Origin of the sequence: Chryseobacterium sp. 2VB (genome assembly GCF_005503635.1) — a bacterium.
In the GTDB taxonomy this organism is placed as follows: Bacteria; Bacteroidota; Bacteroidia; order Flavobacteriales; family Weeksellaceae; genus Chryseobacterium; species Chryseobacterium cupriresistens.
Genome location: NZ_SCNC01000002.1, coordinates 369,313 through 387,238, shown reverse-complemented (window position 1 = coordinate 387,238; position 17,926 = coordinate 369,313). Strand labels below are relative to the sequence as shown.

The 17,926-nt window shown below is 40.2% G+C and carries 11 protein-coding genes; all 11 read right to left on the bottom strand.

Annotated elements, in window-relative coordinates; all coding sequences use genetic code 11:
- Positions 1-45: 45 nt before the first annotated feature.
- Positions 46-2,784, bottom strand: coding sequence for a T9SS type A sorting domain-containing protein (locus FFS26_RS03805; protein WP_137904325.1), 2,739 nt, complete (start codon positions 2,782-2,784; stop codon positions 46-48).
- Positions 2,785-3,053: 269 nt separating this feature from the next.
- Positions 3,054-5,576 (bottom strand): glycosyl hydrolase 115 family protein, encoded by a 2,523-nt coding sequence (locus tag FFS26_RS03800; RefSeq protein WP_137904324.1) that lies wholly within the window; start codon positions 5,574-5,576, stop codon positions 3,054-3,056.
- A 17-nt stretch (positions 5,577-5,593) separates the two neighbouring features.
- A complete protein-coding gene (locus FFS26_RS03795; RefSeq protein ID WP_137904323.1) occupies positions 5,594-6,814 on the bottom strand; it encodes an SGNH/GDSL hydrolase family protein in 1,221 nt (406 codons plus the stop codon).
- A 25-nt stretch (positions 6,815-6,839) separates the two neighbouring features.
- Positions 6,840-8,777 (bottom strand): glycoside hydrolase family 97 protein, encoded by a 1,938-nt coding sequence (locus FFS26_RS03790; protein WP_137904322.1) that lies wholly within the window; start codon positions 8,775-8,777, stop codon positions 6,840-6,842.
- A gap of 3 nt (positions 8,778-8,780) precedes the next feature.
- Positions 8,781-10,157: a glycoside hydrolase family 43 protein gene (locus FFS26_RS03785; RefSeq protein WP_171006232.1), complete on the bottom strand. Its 1,377-nt coding sequence runs from the start codon at positions 10,155-10,157 to the stop codon at positions 8,781-8,783.
- Between the two features lie 32 nt (positions 10,158-10,189).
- Positions 10,190-11,062, bottom strand: coding sequence for an alpha/beta hydrolase (locus FFS26_RS03780; RefSeq protein WP_137904321.1), 873 nt, complete (start codon positions 11,060-11,062; stop codon positions 10,190-10,192).
- A gap of 366 nt (positions 11,063-11,428) precedes the next feature.
- On the bottom strand, positions 11,429-13,036 hold the full coding sequence (locus FFS26_RS03775) for a glycoside hydrolase 43 family protein (RefSeq protein ID WP_171006231.1): 1,608 nt from the start codon (positions 13,034-13,036) through the stop codon (positions 11,429-11,431).
- Between the two features lie 86 nt (positions 13,037-13,122).
- Positions 13,123-14,841: a glycoside hydrolase family 43 protein gene (locus FFS26_RS03770; RefSeq protein ID WP_137904320.1), complete on the bottom strand. Its 1,719-nt coding sequence runs from the start codon at positions 14,839-14,841 to the stop codon at positions 13,123-13,125.
- 178 nt (positions 14,842-15,019) lie between these two features.
- Positions 15,020-16,294 carry an MFS transporter gene (locus tag FFS26_RS03765; protein WP_110009778.1) on the bottom strand — a complete coding sequence of 425 codons (1,275 nt, stop codon included), beginning with the start codon at positions 16,292-16,294 and terminating at the stop codon, positions 15,020-15,022.
- A gap of 4 nt (positions 16,295-16,298) precedes the next feature.
- Positions 16,299-16,931 (bottom strand): bifunctional 4-hydroxy-2-oxoglutarate aldolase/2-dehydro-3-deoxy-phosphogluconate aldolase, encoded by a 633-nt coding sequence (locus tag FFS26_RS03760; RefSeq protein ID WP_137904319.1) that lies wholly within the window; start codon positions 16,929-16,931, stop codon positions 16,299-16,301.
- Positions 16,928-17,926, bottom strand: a complete 999-nt coding sequence (locus FFS26_RS03755; protein ID WP_137904318.1) for a sugar kinase — start codon at positions 17,924-17,926, stop codon at positions 16,928-16,930. The genes FFS26_RS03760 and FFS26_RS03755 overlap by 4 nt, the downstream gene beginning before the upstream one ends.

The window sequence follows — 17,926 nt, the reverse complement described above, 5'->3', positions numbered from 1 at the left end:
AATAAAGCCACCATAAGCAATGCTCATGATGGCTTTGGATTCAGTTTATTCTTTGATAAATTTTTGTTTTACCACAGTATTATTTTTTTGAGTAACTTCAATAAAGTAAATACCGGTCGGGAAATCTCCCACATTAATATGGTTTTTTCCTGAATTTATTTTCAATCCGGATCTGATCACACTTCCCCTTCCGTCAAAAATGGTGGCGGCAGCTTCTGACAGATCAGAATCAATGAAAAGGTCTGCTTTTACCGGGTTAGGATATATTTTTATCCCCTCTTTTTTAGCTTCAGCAAAAATGTTTCTGGCACTTAACGATCCGAAATTTAAAGGAAGAACATTAGCTGAATAGGCATTTTCTTCTGTAAGATATGCTTTGAATGATCCTATTACAGGCTCACTTCCAGCAGTTACTTTATAAAAGCCTGTTACTCCGTTTTCTGTTTTCAGCACATAGGCATTCGCCGGAACTTTGATACTCTGATAAACCCCATTCATCTGATTGACCGTGATTGCTTTAGGGGTGGAAACATTTCCTGAACCATTGAAAGTAATATTCCCTGTCGCATTGATGAGTACCGGGGTATTTGCAGGAATGATCCCGTTTGAAATTGCGGTACAATTGATATTGCTTGCATCCGGAGACATCAGATAAGCAGTAACTCCGGAAGGTATATTAGCCTGGAATGGTAAGATCAGCACGTCATAGCCATTAATGGTACGGTTGTAAGAAGCTGTATTGGATGTAAAGTTAAACGGCACCTGAAAATCCTTACCCTGACCGGAAAGGACAAGATTTGAACATGCTGTCCCTGCAATAACATTATTGGCAGATGAATTTACGTTTGAATTCACATAATAAATGCTGTTAGAGTTAGCACTCATAGGCTGCCAGTTATTGGAGGAAGTAACTCCTGCTGCATTTCTGAAGTCTACAGAAGTATAATAGCCATTTTCCAGGGCATCCATCAGATAGCTGTCGCTTGCGGAGTAGGTTCCTCCGAATTTAGAAGCAATTTCATTTCCTACATTGAAATAAACATCTCCCAGATTAATCGTAAGTACAGAGCTGTAATTGGAATTCCTCAGTCCTAAAATTCCTTTGCATCCGTCTATAAGCACCTGTCTTGAAATATCTAAGGTGATATCGAAGTTTCCTCCCTGCGGAAAATTAATCTTGCCGTAATTATATGATTTTGTTACGCCCTGACTGTTGATGTAATATAAAGTGGTATTGTCCGAATAGCTTTGTCCCGCTGTTGTATAGCTGTTTACATGCAGAATCAGTTTATTGTATCGGTCATTAAGCTGAAGATATCCGTTAGCCGCAGTCATATTATTACTGATAAGAGGGCTTGGATTGGAGAACGTCACCGTTGTATTGCTGATATTGAATCCTGTCCCAAAAGATGTACTGGTAGCAGTCTGGGTTTCAATTTTATTATAATGAATATCACCGCCTGTCATGAGAGAAGCAGGTCTGTCACCGCTTTTGTTAAAAACAAAAGTCATGACACTGGAAGGGCTGATATCAGCAGTAGGCCGGAATGTTGCTGTACTCAAAGAAATAGGTGTGGTTGCCATATTGGATTGTGTGTTGGTCAGAACTTTTGTTCCTGAAGTTGTGTAAAAAGGCAGGTCAACATTCAGACTATATGCATTTTGAGAAGGATTAATGACCATAAGAACGACCTGATTTCCGTCCTGGGAAATATAAGAAGAGCCTTGTAAAACTCCGGTTTTGTCATCCCATTTGGCTTCTATTCTCGTCTTTCCTGTTGTGTACTTGGCATAATGTGAAAGAATATAGCCTCTTTTGGTCATTACACCTGCGGGAGTTCCGTAAGTTCCGTCCCCCATTAAGCCGTAATACCGTTTGGCAGAATAATGAATCCATGCATTGACATTACCTAATAATGCATTGTTGACGCTGCCGGCGAAAGTAAAAGCATCTATGTTCCAGCTGAAATCACGGGCCGGCTGTGTGGATGAGGAGTTCCAGTTGATCAGATATTCTGTCTGCCAGATTTCTTTGTTGTAATTCTGGAATTGTTTGTAGGTAGACTGCATAAGCCCGTATTGATGCCCTCCATACACTTCAAAATTAGCCATTGCCGAAGGATCCAGCAAAGCATTGGCAAAATTATCCGTAAATCCCACACTTTCCGGGGCAATCACTTTACAGTTGATGAGCTGCCCATAGTTCTTGATAAAAGTTGCAATTTGTGCAGGAGTCCAGATACATCCCTGATACTGGGCCATTTCATCCGGCTCATTTTGAATGGAGATATAATCAAGCTCTACTCCGTTGTTCTGGAGATAGGTTACAAAGCTATTAAGATAAAGGGCATAATCCTGATAATTTTCCGGCTTTAAATATCCGATCTGTTGTACTCCGTTAGCATCAGTATAAACAGCATTGACATGGTTATTGGTTTTCCAGGCTGCAGGCATTGTCCATGGTGAGGCGAAAATAGTAAGTCCCATAGATTTCGCGAGCTGTGCTGTAGCCAGTACAGAACTCCAGTTGCTGCTGTTTTCAGGAATATATAATCTCATAATATTATATCCACCTTCACTGGAAGCGCCCCAAAGTGTCTGAATCTCTGATGTAGACATATGGTTATACGCAAACTGGGGACTGCAGACAAATCCTCCGAATCCTTTTATTTTCTGATAAGGAATATTCTTATCAATTTTTACGGTTGTAAGCTGTCCATGCAGCATCAGGCTGCAAAACAGAGCTATAGAATGAATGGTTACAAGACTTAAAATTTTTTTCATAATGGTTTAGTTTTAGATAGTCGTGATTTTGATCGTAAACAATTAAAGTAAGGGCAATAGATTCCCCATCAAGACGGTTGATTTTCAAAAACCGTCAGGAAAATACCCTGAATGATATCAGGCAGCGATCTGTTAAATAAAGTTGCTTACAAAATCATTCGCTGTTCTTTCTCTTCATTCTCTGTGAGGGAACTGTATTTCAGATTGGAATGTGAATTAAGATTAGTGTTTCATAATTAAAGTGTTGTTTGTAATGAGTATTGGGCCACTCAGTGAAGCATTTCGCTTTCGGGAGCGCCCAGGTAAGAGGGTTTTAATCCTCTGGTGTTGACCAGTATCTTTTCAAGGACAATGCCGGGTTCCAGCACTCTGAAACGTAACGTATGTTTTCCAGCCTGCTGAACCGAATGTTTTGTAGCGGATTTAATAATATGTTCAGACTGCCATCTTCCCAATTCTCCTTTGTAATGGCCATTAAAGTTGACAATTTGCGGAGTCTCGTTGTCAAAAGAAATTTCGTAGCGGAGTCCTTTATTATGATTAAAATTTAAAGTCGGAGCTAATAGTAACTGGACTTCAAACTCCCCTTTTGATTCAAAATTGATATCATATTCCAGCCAGATATTTTCTTCACTTTTAGGATAAGCATTCTGCGGAAAGGTTGTCACTCCCGACTTTGTTTTTCCAAAATCAGGAATCACTTCCCAATGGATCCGGTCAGAATTGCTCGTTCTTGCAAAATTTTCTGCTTCAATGGACACATAACCGTTTTTCTCCTGAAATATTTTTTCTTTGGGAACCTCAGCTTCAGAAATATAGGTCACTTCAGGCATTATATTTTCTTTTCCGTCTGCCCAGCTTTTATATCCTATCCTCATCTGATCCATCATATGCTTCCATTTTCCGCCGGCAATCACATTATTGTATTGATTATCCAGATAAGCATTTCTTTCAAAACATGCCTTCACTTTATCTGCGTAGAAATTGGCTTCCGGATCTTTTTTCGCTGCGAGTTCCCTGTTTTTTGCTACCGCATAATACATTTCGTATAAATTACTGCATGCATCAATCGGGTACAAAACCAGCTGATAATACGCATCCTGATATTCGGCAGGAATCTGTTCTTTTAACCGTAAAGCTTCTACAGCCAATGCTCTGTAATCATTTAAAACCGTTTCAAATTCATGATAATTTTCAAGGCTGTACGTTCTGCTGTCAAGGGTTTCAGGGGTTACTCTCCTGTTGTATTTGGTATACAGATTAATCATCCCGGCAATTTTTTTCGCGTGTTTTTCACCAAACTGCCGAGCAGCCCATTTCTCAGTATATTCCAAAAGGTTTTTAGCATTAAACTGCTTTGGATTCCAGGCCATTTCCAGAAAAAAACTGATCGGAAATTCCATCGGTTTTAAATCTCCCACATTCACGACCCAAAGCTTATCTACTTTATGTTCATACGAAAGGTTCATCTGTTCCCAGACTCTTTGGATCGGGCTTATGTTGATCCACTTGGAATTTCTCGGGCCGCCTACATAATCAAAGTGATAATAAATTCCATAGCCACCTTTATGCAAAGGTTTCGAAAGATCAGGAAGCTTTCTTACATTTCCCCAGTTATCATCACAGAACAGCAGGATCACATCGTCCGGAACCCTCATTCCTTTATCATAATAGTCCTGAACTTCTTTATACAATGCCCAGACCTGAGGCGTTTTCTCAGCCTTTTTCCCGGTAACATCAGCGATGATTTTGCGCTGGTCTTTTACAATTTTTTCCAGCAGGGAAATATTGGTTCCCTCTCCCATCGCTTCATCACCATCACCGCGCATTCCCACTGTAACAAGCTTTTCCCAGTTCTTGCTTCTTTCGAGTCCGGATTTCCAGAACTTTTGTAAAACGTCCACATTTTTAGCATAATCCCAGACATTCGGGAGGTTATTTTTTTTAATATACCTGTGCCAGTCGGTTTGTGCCAAAGCCATAGGCTCATGGTGGGAAGTTCCCATGACAATACCCATTTCATTGGCTAACGGCCCACTCAGAGGATCATCGTCATAGAATGCCTTTCCCCACATTGCCGGCCAGATGTAATTTCCCTTAAGGCGCAGGATCAGTTCAAAAACTTTCTCATAAAACTTACTGTTTACTCCACCAAATGTTGCTCTGGCCCAACCTCCCAGCGAAGGCTCTTCGTCGTTAAGAAAAATACCGCGATACTCTACAGCAGGCTCTCCGTCTGTGTAAATTCCCTTTTTAAAGTATACATTTTCTTTTTTCTCAACCGGAACGTCAGCCCAATAATACCAAGGTGAAACACCTATCTGCTGAGACATTTCATAAACTCCGTAAATCGTTCCCCTTTTATCGCTTCCTGCTATCACGATGGCTTCAGAAACGCCCGGAAAAGGATTGCTGATATTCTGAATGATATATTTTTCTCTTTTCCCTGTTAATGCTTTTCCATCCAGCTTTTTTTGACGAATTAAATTATCAATGGTCTTGCTTTTACATGCTTCACCAATAATGATGACCATTCCGTTCATACCGGAATTTTGGGAAATAAGCTCAGGCTGAACACCGGTTACTTTTTGAAAATCGGATTGAAGATTCGCAACGGCACGCAGAATTCCTTTATCCGAATCACTGTCTGAAAACAGGATCAACCCTGAATTGCGCTCTTTCAACACCACCGAATTTTCTGTTCTGGCAAAAGAAATAAATGGTTCGGCTGCTTTTACAAAAAATATAAACAACAACGTAAGAAACAACGAAATGCTTTTTGTAAAATTCATACTATATCTTTTTGATTTTAATTTTTAAATAAGTTCAGATCCACAAATTCTCCCATTCTCTTGTAGCCGGCTTCATTGGGATGAAGAAAATCATGATCGTGTATATTGTTCAAGATGACTTCCGGATTTTCACTTTGCATTTGTTTTGCAAAATCGATGACGGCATCAAACTTCCCGCTGTTCCTGATCCATTCGTTTACTTTTTTCCAGGCCTCGATACGGAAAGGTTTGTCGTAGAACGACTTTCCGAAAGGAAGAATCGTTGCTCCGTACACTTTGATTCCGTTAGCATGTGCCTTATCAATCATCATCTGGTAAGCGGCAATCAGTTCTTCTGTTCTTTTGGAAGCATCATCAGCATCTCTTGTTCCTCCCAGATCATTCACTCCTTCCAGAATGATCAGCCATTTTACGCCCTGCTGATTGAGGATGTTATAATCAAAACGGTCTAATGCTGTAGGACCCAAACCGCCACGCACTACGCAATTCCCTCCGATCCCGAAATTAAGAACACTTACATTCCGGGTAGAAGGATTTGCCAATAACCGCTGAGAAAAAATATCCGGCCAGCGATTCTGTCTGTTGGTTCCTGATCCTCTTCCGTCGGTAATGGAATTTCCCATAATAGCCACCGCATGTGAGGGTTCACTGGTTTTTACATCGATGCTAAAAAGCGAATACCAATGATCTGTTTTTACAGGATTTTTAAATACCGCAGCATTCGCCTGCCCACCTTTAACAATAAAAGAGGTTGTTCTTGACCCCGGATGTCCGGTGACAGATTGGGTTACTTTTCCATAGGAAATGGTAATGGCCAGCAACGAATTAGGCTTCAGGTTAAATTTCACTTCATCAGAATAGATATCAGATCCTGGGGCAATTTTAAAATTGTTTTTCTTCTCAAACGTTAATGATCTGATGGTAGCTGCATTCACATTGCTGCTATCAGATGGCACGGCAATAGAAACGGCTTTTACCGCCAGACTATCCATGGAATATTTGTTGGAAAAACGTAACCGCAATTTTTTTCCACCCACAGATACACGAACAATCTGACGCAGGGTGTTCCCCGAAAGCCCCGGTTCCGGAGGAAGGTTTTTGGGTTCCACCAATTGGGGAGCCGTTGCCCAGGTGGTAAGCCACCGATCTTTGGAAAACTGCTTTTCCAGACTCTGTGAGGAAGAGCAGGAAACCAAAAATCCCGAAATGATAAAGATATATATGTTTTTGAAGCGCATTTTTCCTGTTTTTCGTTATCAATCTTTAATTTCTTAGTACAAATCCTCCGTTCGGCTGAATTTCAATCGTAAAATCCCCTTTTGTATTCACTTTTACTTCTTTCTCTGATGTGTTTCCTTTTGCATCATCATTGATAAGCTTCAAGTTTTTCCCGGCGAACATCGGAAGTTTTATCTTCAGTTTTTGGGATTGCTTCTCAGCATTTACGCCTGCCACATACCATTGATCCGCTTGTCTTCTCGCAACCACGGCATATTTCCCGGGATAGCCGTCTATGAAAAATGTTTCATCCCAAAGTGTCGGAACTTCTTTCATAAAGCTGAGCTGAAATTCCGGAGCATCGGTCAGGTTATTCGGCATGATGCCAAACATCTGAACGGGATTCTGAAACAGAACTGCTGTAGCCAACTGAAAGCCGTCCGTAGTATGTCTTTTATTTTTATCCCTGTTGGATTTTGTTAAATATTTGTTGAGGAAAGTTCCGCCAAACTCCATGCTTCCCACTGTATTTCTGATGAAAGGATGAAGCGTGGCAAAAAAAGCTTCCTGCCTGCGTACATCTTCTGAGAAATAGAGCATTTCTGAGGCTAGAACGGCTTCGCTTCCGGTATAATTCGGGTACATCACTTCCCAGCCTCTTGGTAAAGTAGCTCCATGGAAAATAATGGTTAGTCCAAAATCGTTGGCATCCGACAGAATATCTTCGTAAAGACGCATGGTTTCCTGTTTATCTCCTCCGAAGAAATCCACTTTCAGTCCTTTTACGCCTGCCTCTTTCAGCCATTTCATTTCTTTTTTCCGTTCAACGGATGAGCTCATTTTATTTCTCGGTCCCATCGGAGCGTCATTGGCTGCTCCATTGGAATTATACCAAAGTAATACTCCCACGTTTTTCGATTTTGCATATTGAATAAGGTTTTTCATTCGTTCTTTTCCAATATTTTTATCCCAAAGCGCATCTATAAGAATAAACTGATATTTCAGTGCAGCAGCAAGGTCTATGAATTTCACCTGATCATCATAATTCATACTGTTATCCTGCCACAGAATCCAGCTCCAGGTAGATTTCCCGAACTGATAATCCTGTGACGGCTCATACATCGGATCTACCACATCAAAAGGAATTGTGGTCTCCACAACAGGTTTTAAAGAATTCCCCACTGTAATTGTTCTCCATGGTGTTTTTCCGGGAAGAGAAACGGCTGCTCCGGTACTTCCGAAACCGTTATTTTCAGCAATGCTCGGATATGCTACTTTGTAAAGGCTTTTTTCTGCTGTGGTTTCAAGGTGTGAAGCACAATACGAACTGTTCACTCCAGTCTCGGAAAGTAATACCCAGCCTTCATTTCCGATATGGAAAAGACCCGGGAAAACGTATCCGTAATCAGATGGCATTCCCAGCTCAGCATCAGCTTTATAGCCGCTTTCATAACTTGGTGCTGTACGGGCAAATCCTGTCATCGGCTTCATCATAGGTGAAAGAAAAGTAGTGGTTTGTGACGGAAATCTGTACCCTGTGGTTTCTGACTGTACCACAACACTCAGCCGTTCTTTCATTGATGGAATATTATAACGGAAAGCAATATTGTTGTTGCTCACCTGAAATTCAATGCCTATCTGGTGTTGGTCTGCATTGATGAAATTAACCGATAAAGTATTGGCTTTATAATCAATCTCAGATTTTTTGATTTTTTCGTTTGTGTATTTCTTAGAAATGATATCTTTTTTGCTATCGACAAATTTCAGATTCTTTGAAAAATCGGACTCGTTGGTTACCAGGCCCAGCGGAGATTTTTCAAGCATTGTCTTTCCCTGAAGGATAACATTATACGATGCTTTTCCCTCTTCTGAAAAAACCTGAAGCTTTAGATACCCGTCCGGACTTGAAATTTCTGCTACCTGCGCAAAGCTTTTGCTGATCAGGAATACACTGAATAAAACATATAAAACTTTTTTTCTCATAACTCAATTATTTTCAAGAAAGGTCCAGTAATCGAAATACATAATATCTGTTGAGGCTTTTCCATTGAATACAAAGTACAGATCATGAATGCCGGTAATCTTTTCAGCCATCTGAACTTTTATTGTTTCCCAGCGGTCATCTCCACCCGTCATCGGAACCTTTACCGTTGCGGCAACCGGTCCGTTCACAGCATCCAGATGAATAGTCATTGTGACGTCACTGTTATGGGTAGTTCCTACTCTTGCAAAGAAAGAACCAGCTCCTTTTTTCCGGAAATCAACATTCTTTACACTGGTATAAGCCCCATTTTTCTTTGCTTTGATGAAAACACCAGCCTCTTTATTCTGATATGATTTTACATTTTCCGACCAGGCAATCATTTCTGCCTGATTGAATGAATAAGGATTAACTGCTGCGATAGCTTTTGTAATTCCGCTGGTCATTTTAAATGGTGAAATGGAACCGTCTTTATTGAATGTAAGCTCTTCCAGACTTACTGATCTTGTAAAACCGCTTCCGCCCGGCAATGCGCCATTGTGATAAAAGAAATAGGTTTTCCCCCGGAAATCAATAACACCGGGATGATTGGTGAATGATTTCCCCTCAGCAGGCATTACAATTCCTCCATATTTCCAGGGTCCCTGTGCTGTTTTACCTGTAGAATATCCTATGAATTCAGGAAGCGGACCTCCCGGCCAGAAAAGATAATACAGGTTTTTCCTTTTGTACAGCCACGGGCCTTCCTCATATTTTGTGGGTCTTTCCGGATTGGGTTTCCCCTCTCTTTTGCCAAATGATTCTTCTGTCATGGGAACTTCTGTAATATTCCCGGAATAGGAGATCATATCTTCATTCAGCTTTACGTATTTTAATTTAGGGTTTCCCCAATACATATGAGCCTGTCCGTCATCATCCACAAAAACGGTGGGATCAATATCTCCCCATTCGCTCTGAACAAGAGGTTTTCCCAGCGGATCATGAAAAGGGCCCAACGGACTGTCGCCAACAGCAACCCCTATAGCGCCTTTGTTATTGGATTTGGACCACATCGGAACGTATAAAAAAAACTTTCCGTTTCTTTCTATGCATTGTGCAGCCCAGGCATCGCGTTTTGCCCAGTCGAAATCTTTATACGAGAGAATTGTCCCATGGTCTGTCCAGTTCACCATATCATTGGTGGAATACACTTTCCAGTCGTTCATGGTAAACCAGGTGGAATCGTCTTCATCGTGTGTGGTGTACACATACAGCCTGTCATTGTAGACCATCGGTGCAGGGTCTGCAGTATAATTGGTCTGAATAATTGGATTCTGCGCAGATCCTATCGAAAATAAACCTGTCAGCGCAATGAAACTTATAGATATTGTTCGAATATTCATAGAAATTTGGATTTAAAACTTTAATCCTGTATTTATTGTGACTTCAGAATACGATTAACTTCTTCCTGATTGACAGGTTTGAAAAGCAGTTGCGAGAACAGATACAAATCATTTTTCCACACTTTGAAATCGTGACCGCCCGGTTCTACATAAAAAATATGGGGAATTTTATGGTCTGTAAGATAGTCACTCGTTCTTTTGCTGAAAGGCATTAGCCTGTCCTGGTCTGCGCATGAGATCCAGAGAAGTTTTAACTCTTTAGCTTTGGATGGATCCGGTAGAAGAACTTGAGGTTCTTTGGTATTTGGAGCGGCAGAAAAGGCTCCCACCCATGCGAACTTATTGATATTTCCCAGTCCGAAATTCAGGGTCTGTCCGCCTCCCATGGAAAGTCCGGCAATCGCTCTGTCTGTTCTGTTTTTTTTAACCGGATATTTTTTCTCTACAAACGGAATCAGGTCATTCAGTAAATCTTTTTCAAAAGTTGCGAAAGCCTCAACTTTATCCTGACCCATTATATTTCCTGTCGCTCTGTCATCCTTCATTGCACGGCCGTTGGGAAGTACGACAATCATCGGCTGCAGTTTTCCCTGGGCATACAGATTGTCCAGAATAATATTGGGTTTTCCCTGATTGAACCACTCTTTTTCATCCCCGCCAATACCGTGAAGAAGATAAAGAACGGGATATTTTTCACCTTTTTTGAATCCCGGCGGTGTGTAAACCAAAGCTTTTCTTGTTGTTCCAACAGTTTTTGACGAATATTGAATTGTGTCAATTTTCCCGTGGGAAATAGCAGCATTTTCCACATCGAAACCCTGCGGTGCCTGCTTATCAAGGGTTTGTGCGGAAACAAATATTCCCGACAAAACAAGTCCTAAAGCCAATATAACTGATTTATTCATGATTTTTATTTGTATTTTCTACACTTATTATTTCAGATAAAAAAATAATAGCAACGCTTTTCAAAATTTTTATATTAATTATTTTTAACCACAAATCGAAGATTCGACGAAGTCAAAAGGCACAAAAGTTTTAAACACTTAAGTTTTTTCACAGCCAAACCTTATGCGTAATAAGTACACCTAAGTTTTGTGAAAATCTTTGATTTTCATCTTATGTGAACTTTTCTACACAATCATTTTAAACTTACTTAGGTAGACTCAAGTATTTTAAAATGAAAGCTTTTGTGCCTTTTGTGGTTATGTTAAGTTCAAACAACCTAACATTAATTCTATCTATTTACAGCAGACTTTTATCTGCTTTTGATTTTATTTTCCTGTTTCATTGATCCTAAAAAAATCAACATCTACAAAGCCTCCGGTATTTTTAGTGGCATAATTAAAAACTGCGAATTTCGAACCCATAAAAAATCTACGGTAATCAAAGATCATTTTGTAATCTTTTGCCATTTCCGTCCAGTTCTTCTGATCAGTACTGTAATAAAAGTCGGCAAGATCTTTCCCGAGGTTAAAATCAGCATCAATACGGAGAAAAACCTTATCCGAATTGAGAGGAATCCGTTTTTTTTCTTCTTTTTTTACCGCTGTAATGGTTTTGGTCTTATTGTCCAGGCTCACTTCATTGGTTGAAAAAACAATGAATTTTTCTTTGCCTTCCTTCACTACTGACAAGATCCCGGAGTCCCCGTTGAAGGCACTGAACCCAGCAACATCACCATCTTTCATTTCTTTAAGGTCCATTGCGACAACCGCTGAAGAGGTTGGACCTTCCATTCTCTGAGTCAAGGTATTGGGTGCCGCGTACAGATTGTCTACTACCCTGCTGGTTTTCAGTCTCAGAAAGCCTTTTCTTTCTGATAAAGACCAGGCTTCATTCACCGGATTATGATTCCATTGCCATTGAATTTTCATTTTTTTGTCGGAGAACTCATCGCTTTCCACCAGATGATTTTTAGGTTTGAATGGCGGAAGCGGAACTTCTCCTTTCAAAGGAACTTTTCCGCTATCTCCCAATACCGGCCAGTCATTTTCCCATTGAACGGGCAGCAGCAACGGAACGCGTCCTACTCCGTTTCTGTCCTGGAAAATAAGGGAATACCAGTTTCCGTTTTTATCATCAATCAAAGCGCCTTGTCCTGCATAGGAAAATCCTAAAAAATTATCTTCCAGAATTACTTTTTTCTCGTAAGGACCTGTCACTTTATCTGCCCTGTAGACTACCTGACGGCGTTTTCCGTTTCTGGGCCAGGATATCATCATCATATAATATTTTCCGTTTCTTTTGATGATCTGATTACCTTCCAGAAGCCCGGTTTCCGAAGCATCTTTCTGAAATACCTCAGTTCCATCCGGATTTCCGATCACTTCTTTAAAATCAGGACTCAGTTCAAAAACCTTGTTGGAGGTGAAAACATATATTTTGTCATCATCATCGAAAAACAGTGAGGCATCATGAAAATGCTGTGTTCTGGTGATGAGTTTCCATTCTCCTTTTTCGGGATCATCAGTCACATAGAAATAGGATTTGAAAGGTTCATCATTCGGAGAGAATAAAACGTAGTATTTCCCTTTATGATAGCGGATTGAAGAAGCCCATTGGCCCCTACCGTAAACGGTTCCGTTCAATAAATCATATTTTGAGTTGTCGTTCAGAGTATCGAAAACATATCCGGACATTTCCCAATGTACCAGATCCCTGGAATGCATTACCGGAGCTCCGGGCATTAAATGCATGGTGGTACTGATCAGGTAAAAATCATTTCCGTTTCTGGTAATGGATAAATCCGGTGCATCTGCCCAGATGATGGGATTGGTAAATGCAGTACTCTGTTTTCCAGAAGGATTTACCTGGGCTGAAAGAAGATTCAGCCCGATAAATCCCAATAAAGAAACTATATAAGATTTTTTGATTTTCACGTTTTTGATATTTTGGTTCGATTTGATTCTTTTCAGTCTTAAAAGGAACACTTCGACAAGCTCAGTGTGACATTGCTAATACTAACTTAATTCGGTACAATATCATTGGAAGAGGTGCTGTAAAGCCCGATAAGGCTTCCTGTAAAACCTCCTGCTACATCAGTAGAAAGTATATCTCCTGAAACCGGCCCGCCAAGATTTTTGAAGTTTTTGCCATCCAAAGAATAATTGAAGCTATGTTCATCTTTATCAGCAACAACCTGCAATTTAACCGGTTTGGATAATGAAATTTTCTCGCTGGCAATCAGCTTTGATTGCCCTTTTTCCGTTCTTTCCAATACGATGTAGAAATCTTTATCTTTTTTGGTAATTCCGAAAACATAATTGAATGTTTCGCTTTGGTAGAGTGTAATTCCAGCCAATTCTTTTTCCGATTTTGGTTTATAATCCAAGGTTACGGAAGTTTCGAAGTCTTCGTGCTGTAATCTGTGGAACAAAGATGAAATCGGAGCCAACGCTTTTATGTTCGTTTCCATTGGATTCACCTTTACTCCATTTTTCGTGGCAGTAATGAAATTCTCACGCGGTCCGCGCATCGCAATCCATCGGAAATCAAGATTTTTATCGGTTAATTTGTCGTTATAGGTAAAGTTTCCGTTCGGAAAAAACCCGGTTTGCCCGGTTTGGTTCTGAACGCCTTGTGGCATTTTCAATTTTGGTTTCATCGGAACCAGGCCATTTTGAAACACAGGATACGTTCCGCTCCAGTCTACAGGAAGAATAAAAGTTTCACGGCCTTTGTTAACACGGTTGCTGACATTCGGACGAATTGCTAAAAATACGCCATACCATTGTCCGTCCGGACCTTCCACCAAATCTGCATGACCTGCCCAATCCACTTTTTCCTTTCTGTCTCTCGGAAAATATCTTTGCGTAAGAATTGGATTATTTTTAGCGGGAACAAACGATCCTTTCGGAGAATCTGCCATAAAAATCACTTCGCTATGGTTGCCTCCGGTTCCGCCTTCTGCACACATCAGGTAGTATTTACCGTTCTTTTTGTAAATATGGGGACCTTCAATCCAGATCGGTTTTTGGGAAAGATCTACGCCTCCGTTTACAATAATCTTATCCGAGCCCGCAACTACCTGGTCTTTTTCGAGATCATAGTCCCAAATCTTAATAACACGGTGGCCGTTGTACTGCTCAGTACCTTTCGGCGGAGCATCATTGTGAACGATATATGCTTTTCCGTCATCATCAAAGAAAATAGAAGGATCAATACCGTCAAAGTTTAGCTTTTGGACTTCGCTCCATCCTTTTGCCGGATCTTTGGTTTTTACGACCATATTTCCAATACCACCTGCAAACTGGGTAGTAATCATATAAAAAGTATCGTTGTGCTTATTGTATTTGATATCCGGTGCATAAATTCCATGCGAAACGCCAGAATTTTCAACTTTAAGCTGGGAAGGCCTGTCCAAAACGTGTCCCACCTGCTTCCAGTTTACCAGATCTTTAGACGTGAAAATCGGAACGCCCGGAAACATTGAGAAAGAAGAGTTTACCAGGTAATAATCTTCGCCTTTTTTGGTGATGCTTGGGTCAGGATAACAGCCCTGTAAAATCGGGGAATAAAACTCGTCCGGTTTAAGAGTGTTGTCATTATATATTTTATCGTTTCCACGGTAATTAAAGTCTGAGAAAGTTTGTGCAGAAATAGTAGTCACTGAAAGCAAAGCAGCTGCTGCAAGGATATTCGTTTTATTCCTGAAAAAAGCTAAATTCATTATATTCTGTTTCATTGTTATTCTTTTTTTATAGTTTTAAAATGTATATTTTTGAATAGGTGTTGTTCTTTTAACGCTAAGTCCGCAAATTTTTTAACTACATCCTTAATAAGGTTCGCAAGGGCGTTACACTCAGCAATGCGTATCAAATTTTATTATTATAATCAATTACAGATCATTATTTATATAGTTTTTATAAGGTTTTCTTGCGGTTGATTATTTTAATCAATCCCCAGGCTGTAACATAGGATATTCCGGCTATGAAAAATATAATGCTGTAGCCCCCGTTGATGTTTCCTGATTTTTTAAAGGCGTCGAGAACAATTCCGATAAAAAGCGGAAAAATAATTCCTGCCGCTGAGCCCAGCATTCCGCCAAAACCAATGACAGAACTGACATAATTATTAGGCAACTGATCTCCGACCGTAGTCATAAGATTGGCTCCCCATCCTTGATGCGCAGCTGTTGCCAAGGCAATGATGATCGTGATCATCCACATATTATCTACATATTTTGAGAACATGACCGGAACCACCATTAATGCAAATAATAACATTGTAATACTTCTGGCCCTTCCGATGGCCCAGCCTTTTTTGATCAGAAATGATGAGAGATAACCTCCGCCAATACTTCCGATGGTAGTTCCGCTGTAAATAATAATCAATGGAAGGGATGGTTTCGTTAAATCCATTTTGAATACATCCGAAAAATACGCCGGCAGCCAGAACATGAAGAAATACCAGATAGGATCGGTTAATATCTTACCGATGGCAAATGACCATGTTACTTTATATTTCAGTAATTCCGATAAAGGAATTTTGGTTTTCTCTTCTGTTTTTTCAGCCTGATCGCTTTTTATATACTGCAGTTCTTCCTTGCTGATATTTTTTGTTTTTTCCGGTACGGTATAAAATTTCCACCAAAGGACAATCCAAATCATGCCCAAAGCTCCAATCCATACAAAGGTCTGTCTCCAGCCGTAATGCCCAAGAATGAACGGAACCAATAGCGGCGCCAAAATAGCTCCCACCGTCGCTCCCGAGTTAAAAATTCCCGTTGCCAGTGCTCTTTCTTTTTTGGGAAACCATTCAGCCACAGATTTGATGGCAGCAGGAAAATTTCCTGCTTCACTGATGCCTAAGGTACTTCTCGCAATGATAAACCCAATGGTACTTTTGACAAGACCATGTCCTATAGAGGCCAAACTCCATACAATAAGGGAAACTGCATACCCGATTTTGGTTCCGACCTTGTCTATAAACCTTCCCATCGCCATATAACCGATGGCATATGTCGTGGTAAAAGCCATGACGATATAGCTGTAATCTTTTTCATCCCAGCTGAATTCTTTTTCCAGCACAGGTTTCAGCAAACCCATTACCTGACGGTCAAGATAATTGATCGTAGTGGCGAGAAAGACAAGAGACAGCATCCACCATCTTATATTACGGTTTTGAGGAGCCTGCATTGAGTTATTGATTAAGTTGTTGTAATAATTTTTTTGTTTTCACTGTCAGTTCTTCTTCATTAAAATCTTTTCCAATTAGGGAACTTCCCAGTCCTGCTGCTATGGCACCTCCATTAAGCCATTCACTGATATCTTCAGTTTCAGCATGGATTCCTCCGGTTGGCATAAAATTCATTCCCGGAAAAACAGGTTGTACCGATTTGATGTAGTTCTTCCCTAAAGCATCAGCCGGAAATATTTTAACCAGTTTTAAACCGTTCTGATACGCAATATTGATATCGGAAGGGGTAAAACAGCCCGGAATCAGAAGGATATTTTTTTCGAGGGCATGTTTTACCAATGCTTCACTGATCACTGGTGTAATGATAAAGTCTGCTTTTACGTTAGCATAATCATCCATATCCTGTATGTTTTTTACCGTTCCGATTCCTAACAACAGACTAGGAAATTCTGTATGGGAAATTTCTTTCAGCTTAGTGAAATTTTCCAGTGCCTGATGACCGCGGTTGGTATATTCTATTACACGGATTCCTGCTTCGTATAAAGCTTTTACGATATTTTTTGAGACTTCAAACGATTCGTTGTAAAACAGCGGAATGATTTTCTGGTCTTTTATTTTTTGTAGTATTTCACTCATAATTTTTCGATATTAATGCTTTCATCAATGGTATCTCCTTTTACGAAAAGTTTTTTAAAAGCAACTTTTGTCGCATCCTCAAGGATCTGCTCATCAGAATTTCCTTTTAAAATTCCATGAATTAAGGCGGCCATGAAAGAATCACCGCTTCCTACCCTTTCTTCAATGGTATCTGAATTATATTTTTCTGAAAACAAAAGTTTCTCATCAGCAAATAAGGTGGCAAAGTAATTCACCTGTTCTCCGTTTGTAAAGCGGAAAGTATTCGCAACTTTTTCCACCCCCGGGAATTGTCTTCTGATTTCCAATGCTGTTTTTTCGGCCTGTTTCAGAAGATTTTCATCATCAAAATTTCCGTTAAGCTCATATTCAACCGGAATATTCAGGAACTTCTCCACAGACCAGATATTTCCCATAAGGACATTCACAAAAGGCATCACCTCTTTAATTTTGTGAGGATTCTGGTTTTGCCAAAGCAACGCCCTGTAATTCAGGTCGAGAGAAACTGTAATATTTCTTGTTCTGGCTTCTTTCATGATCTGTAAACATTTGCGGAATGCATTGTCACTCAAAGCCGGTGTGATGGTACTGATATGCAGCCATTTTACTCCTGAAAATATCTCATCATCACTGAAAGTTTCAAAATCCGATTGGGTAAAAACAGACGGAAAACGATCATACACCACTGAAGCATTCTGCATATCTCCATCAGAAGAAAGATAAAATGTTCCTATTCTTCCCTGAGTTTTTTCTGCAAGGACTTCTATTCCTTTACTGTTAAGCTGAGATTCCAGCTGGTTTCCTACGAAATTCTCCGGTAAAGCTGATAACAATTTCACAGAATTTTTCCATTGAGAAAGTGCTGCTGCTACATTGTATTCTGCTCCGCCAACATACATCTTCAGAGACTGCTCATTCAACCAGTTTCCTTCGGAATCCGGGGCAAAGTGGAGAAGCAGTTCCCCGAAACATAATATTTTCGATGAATCCTGCAT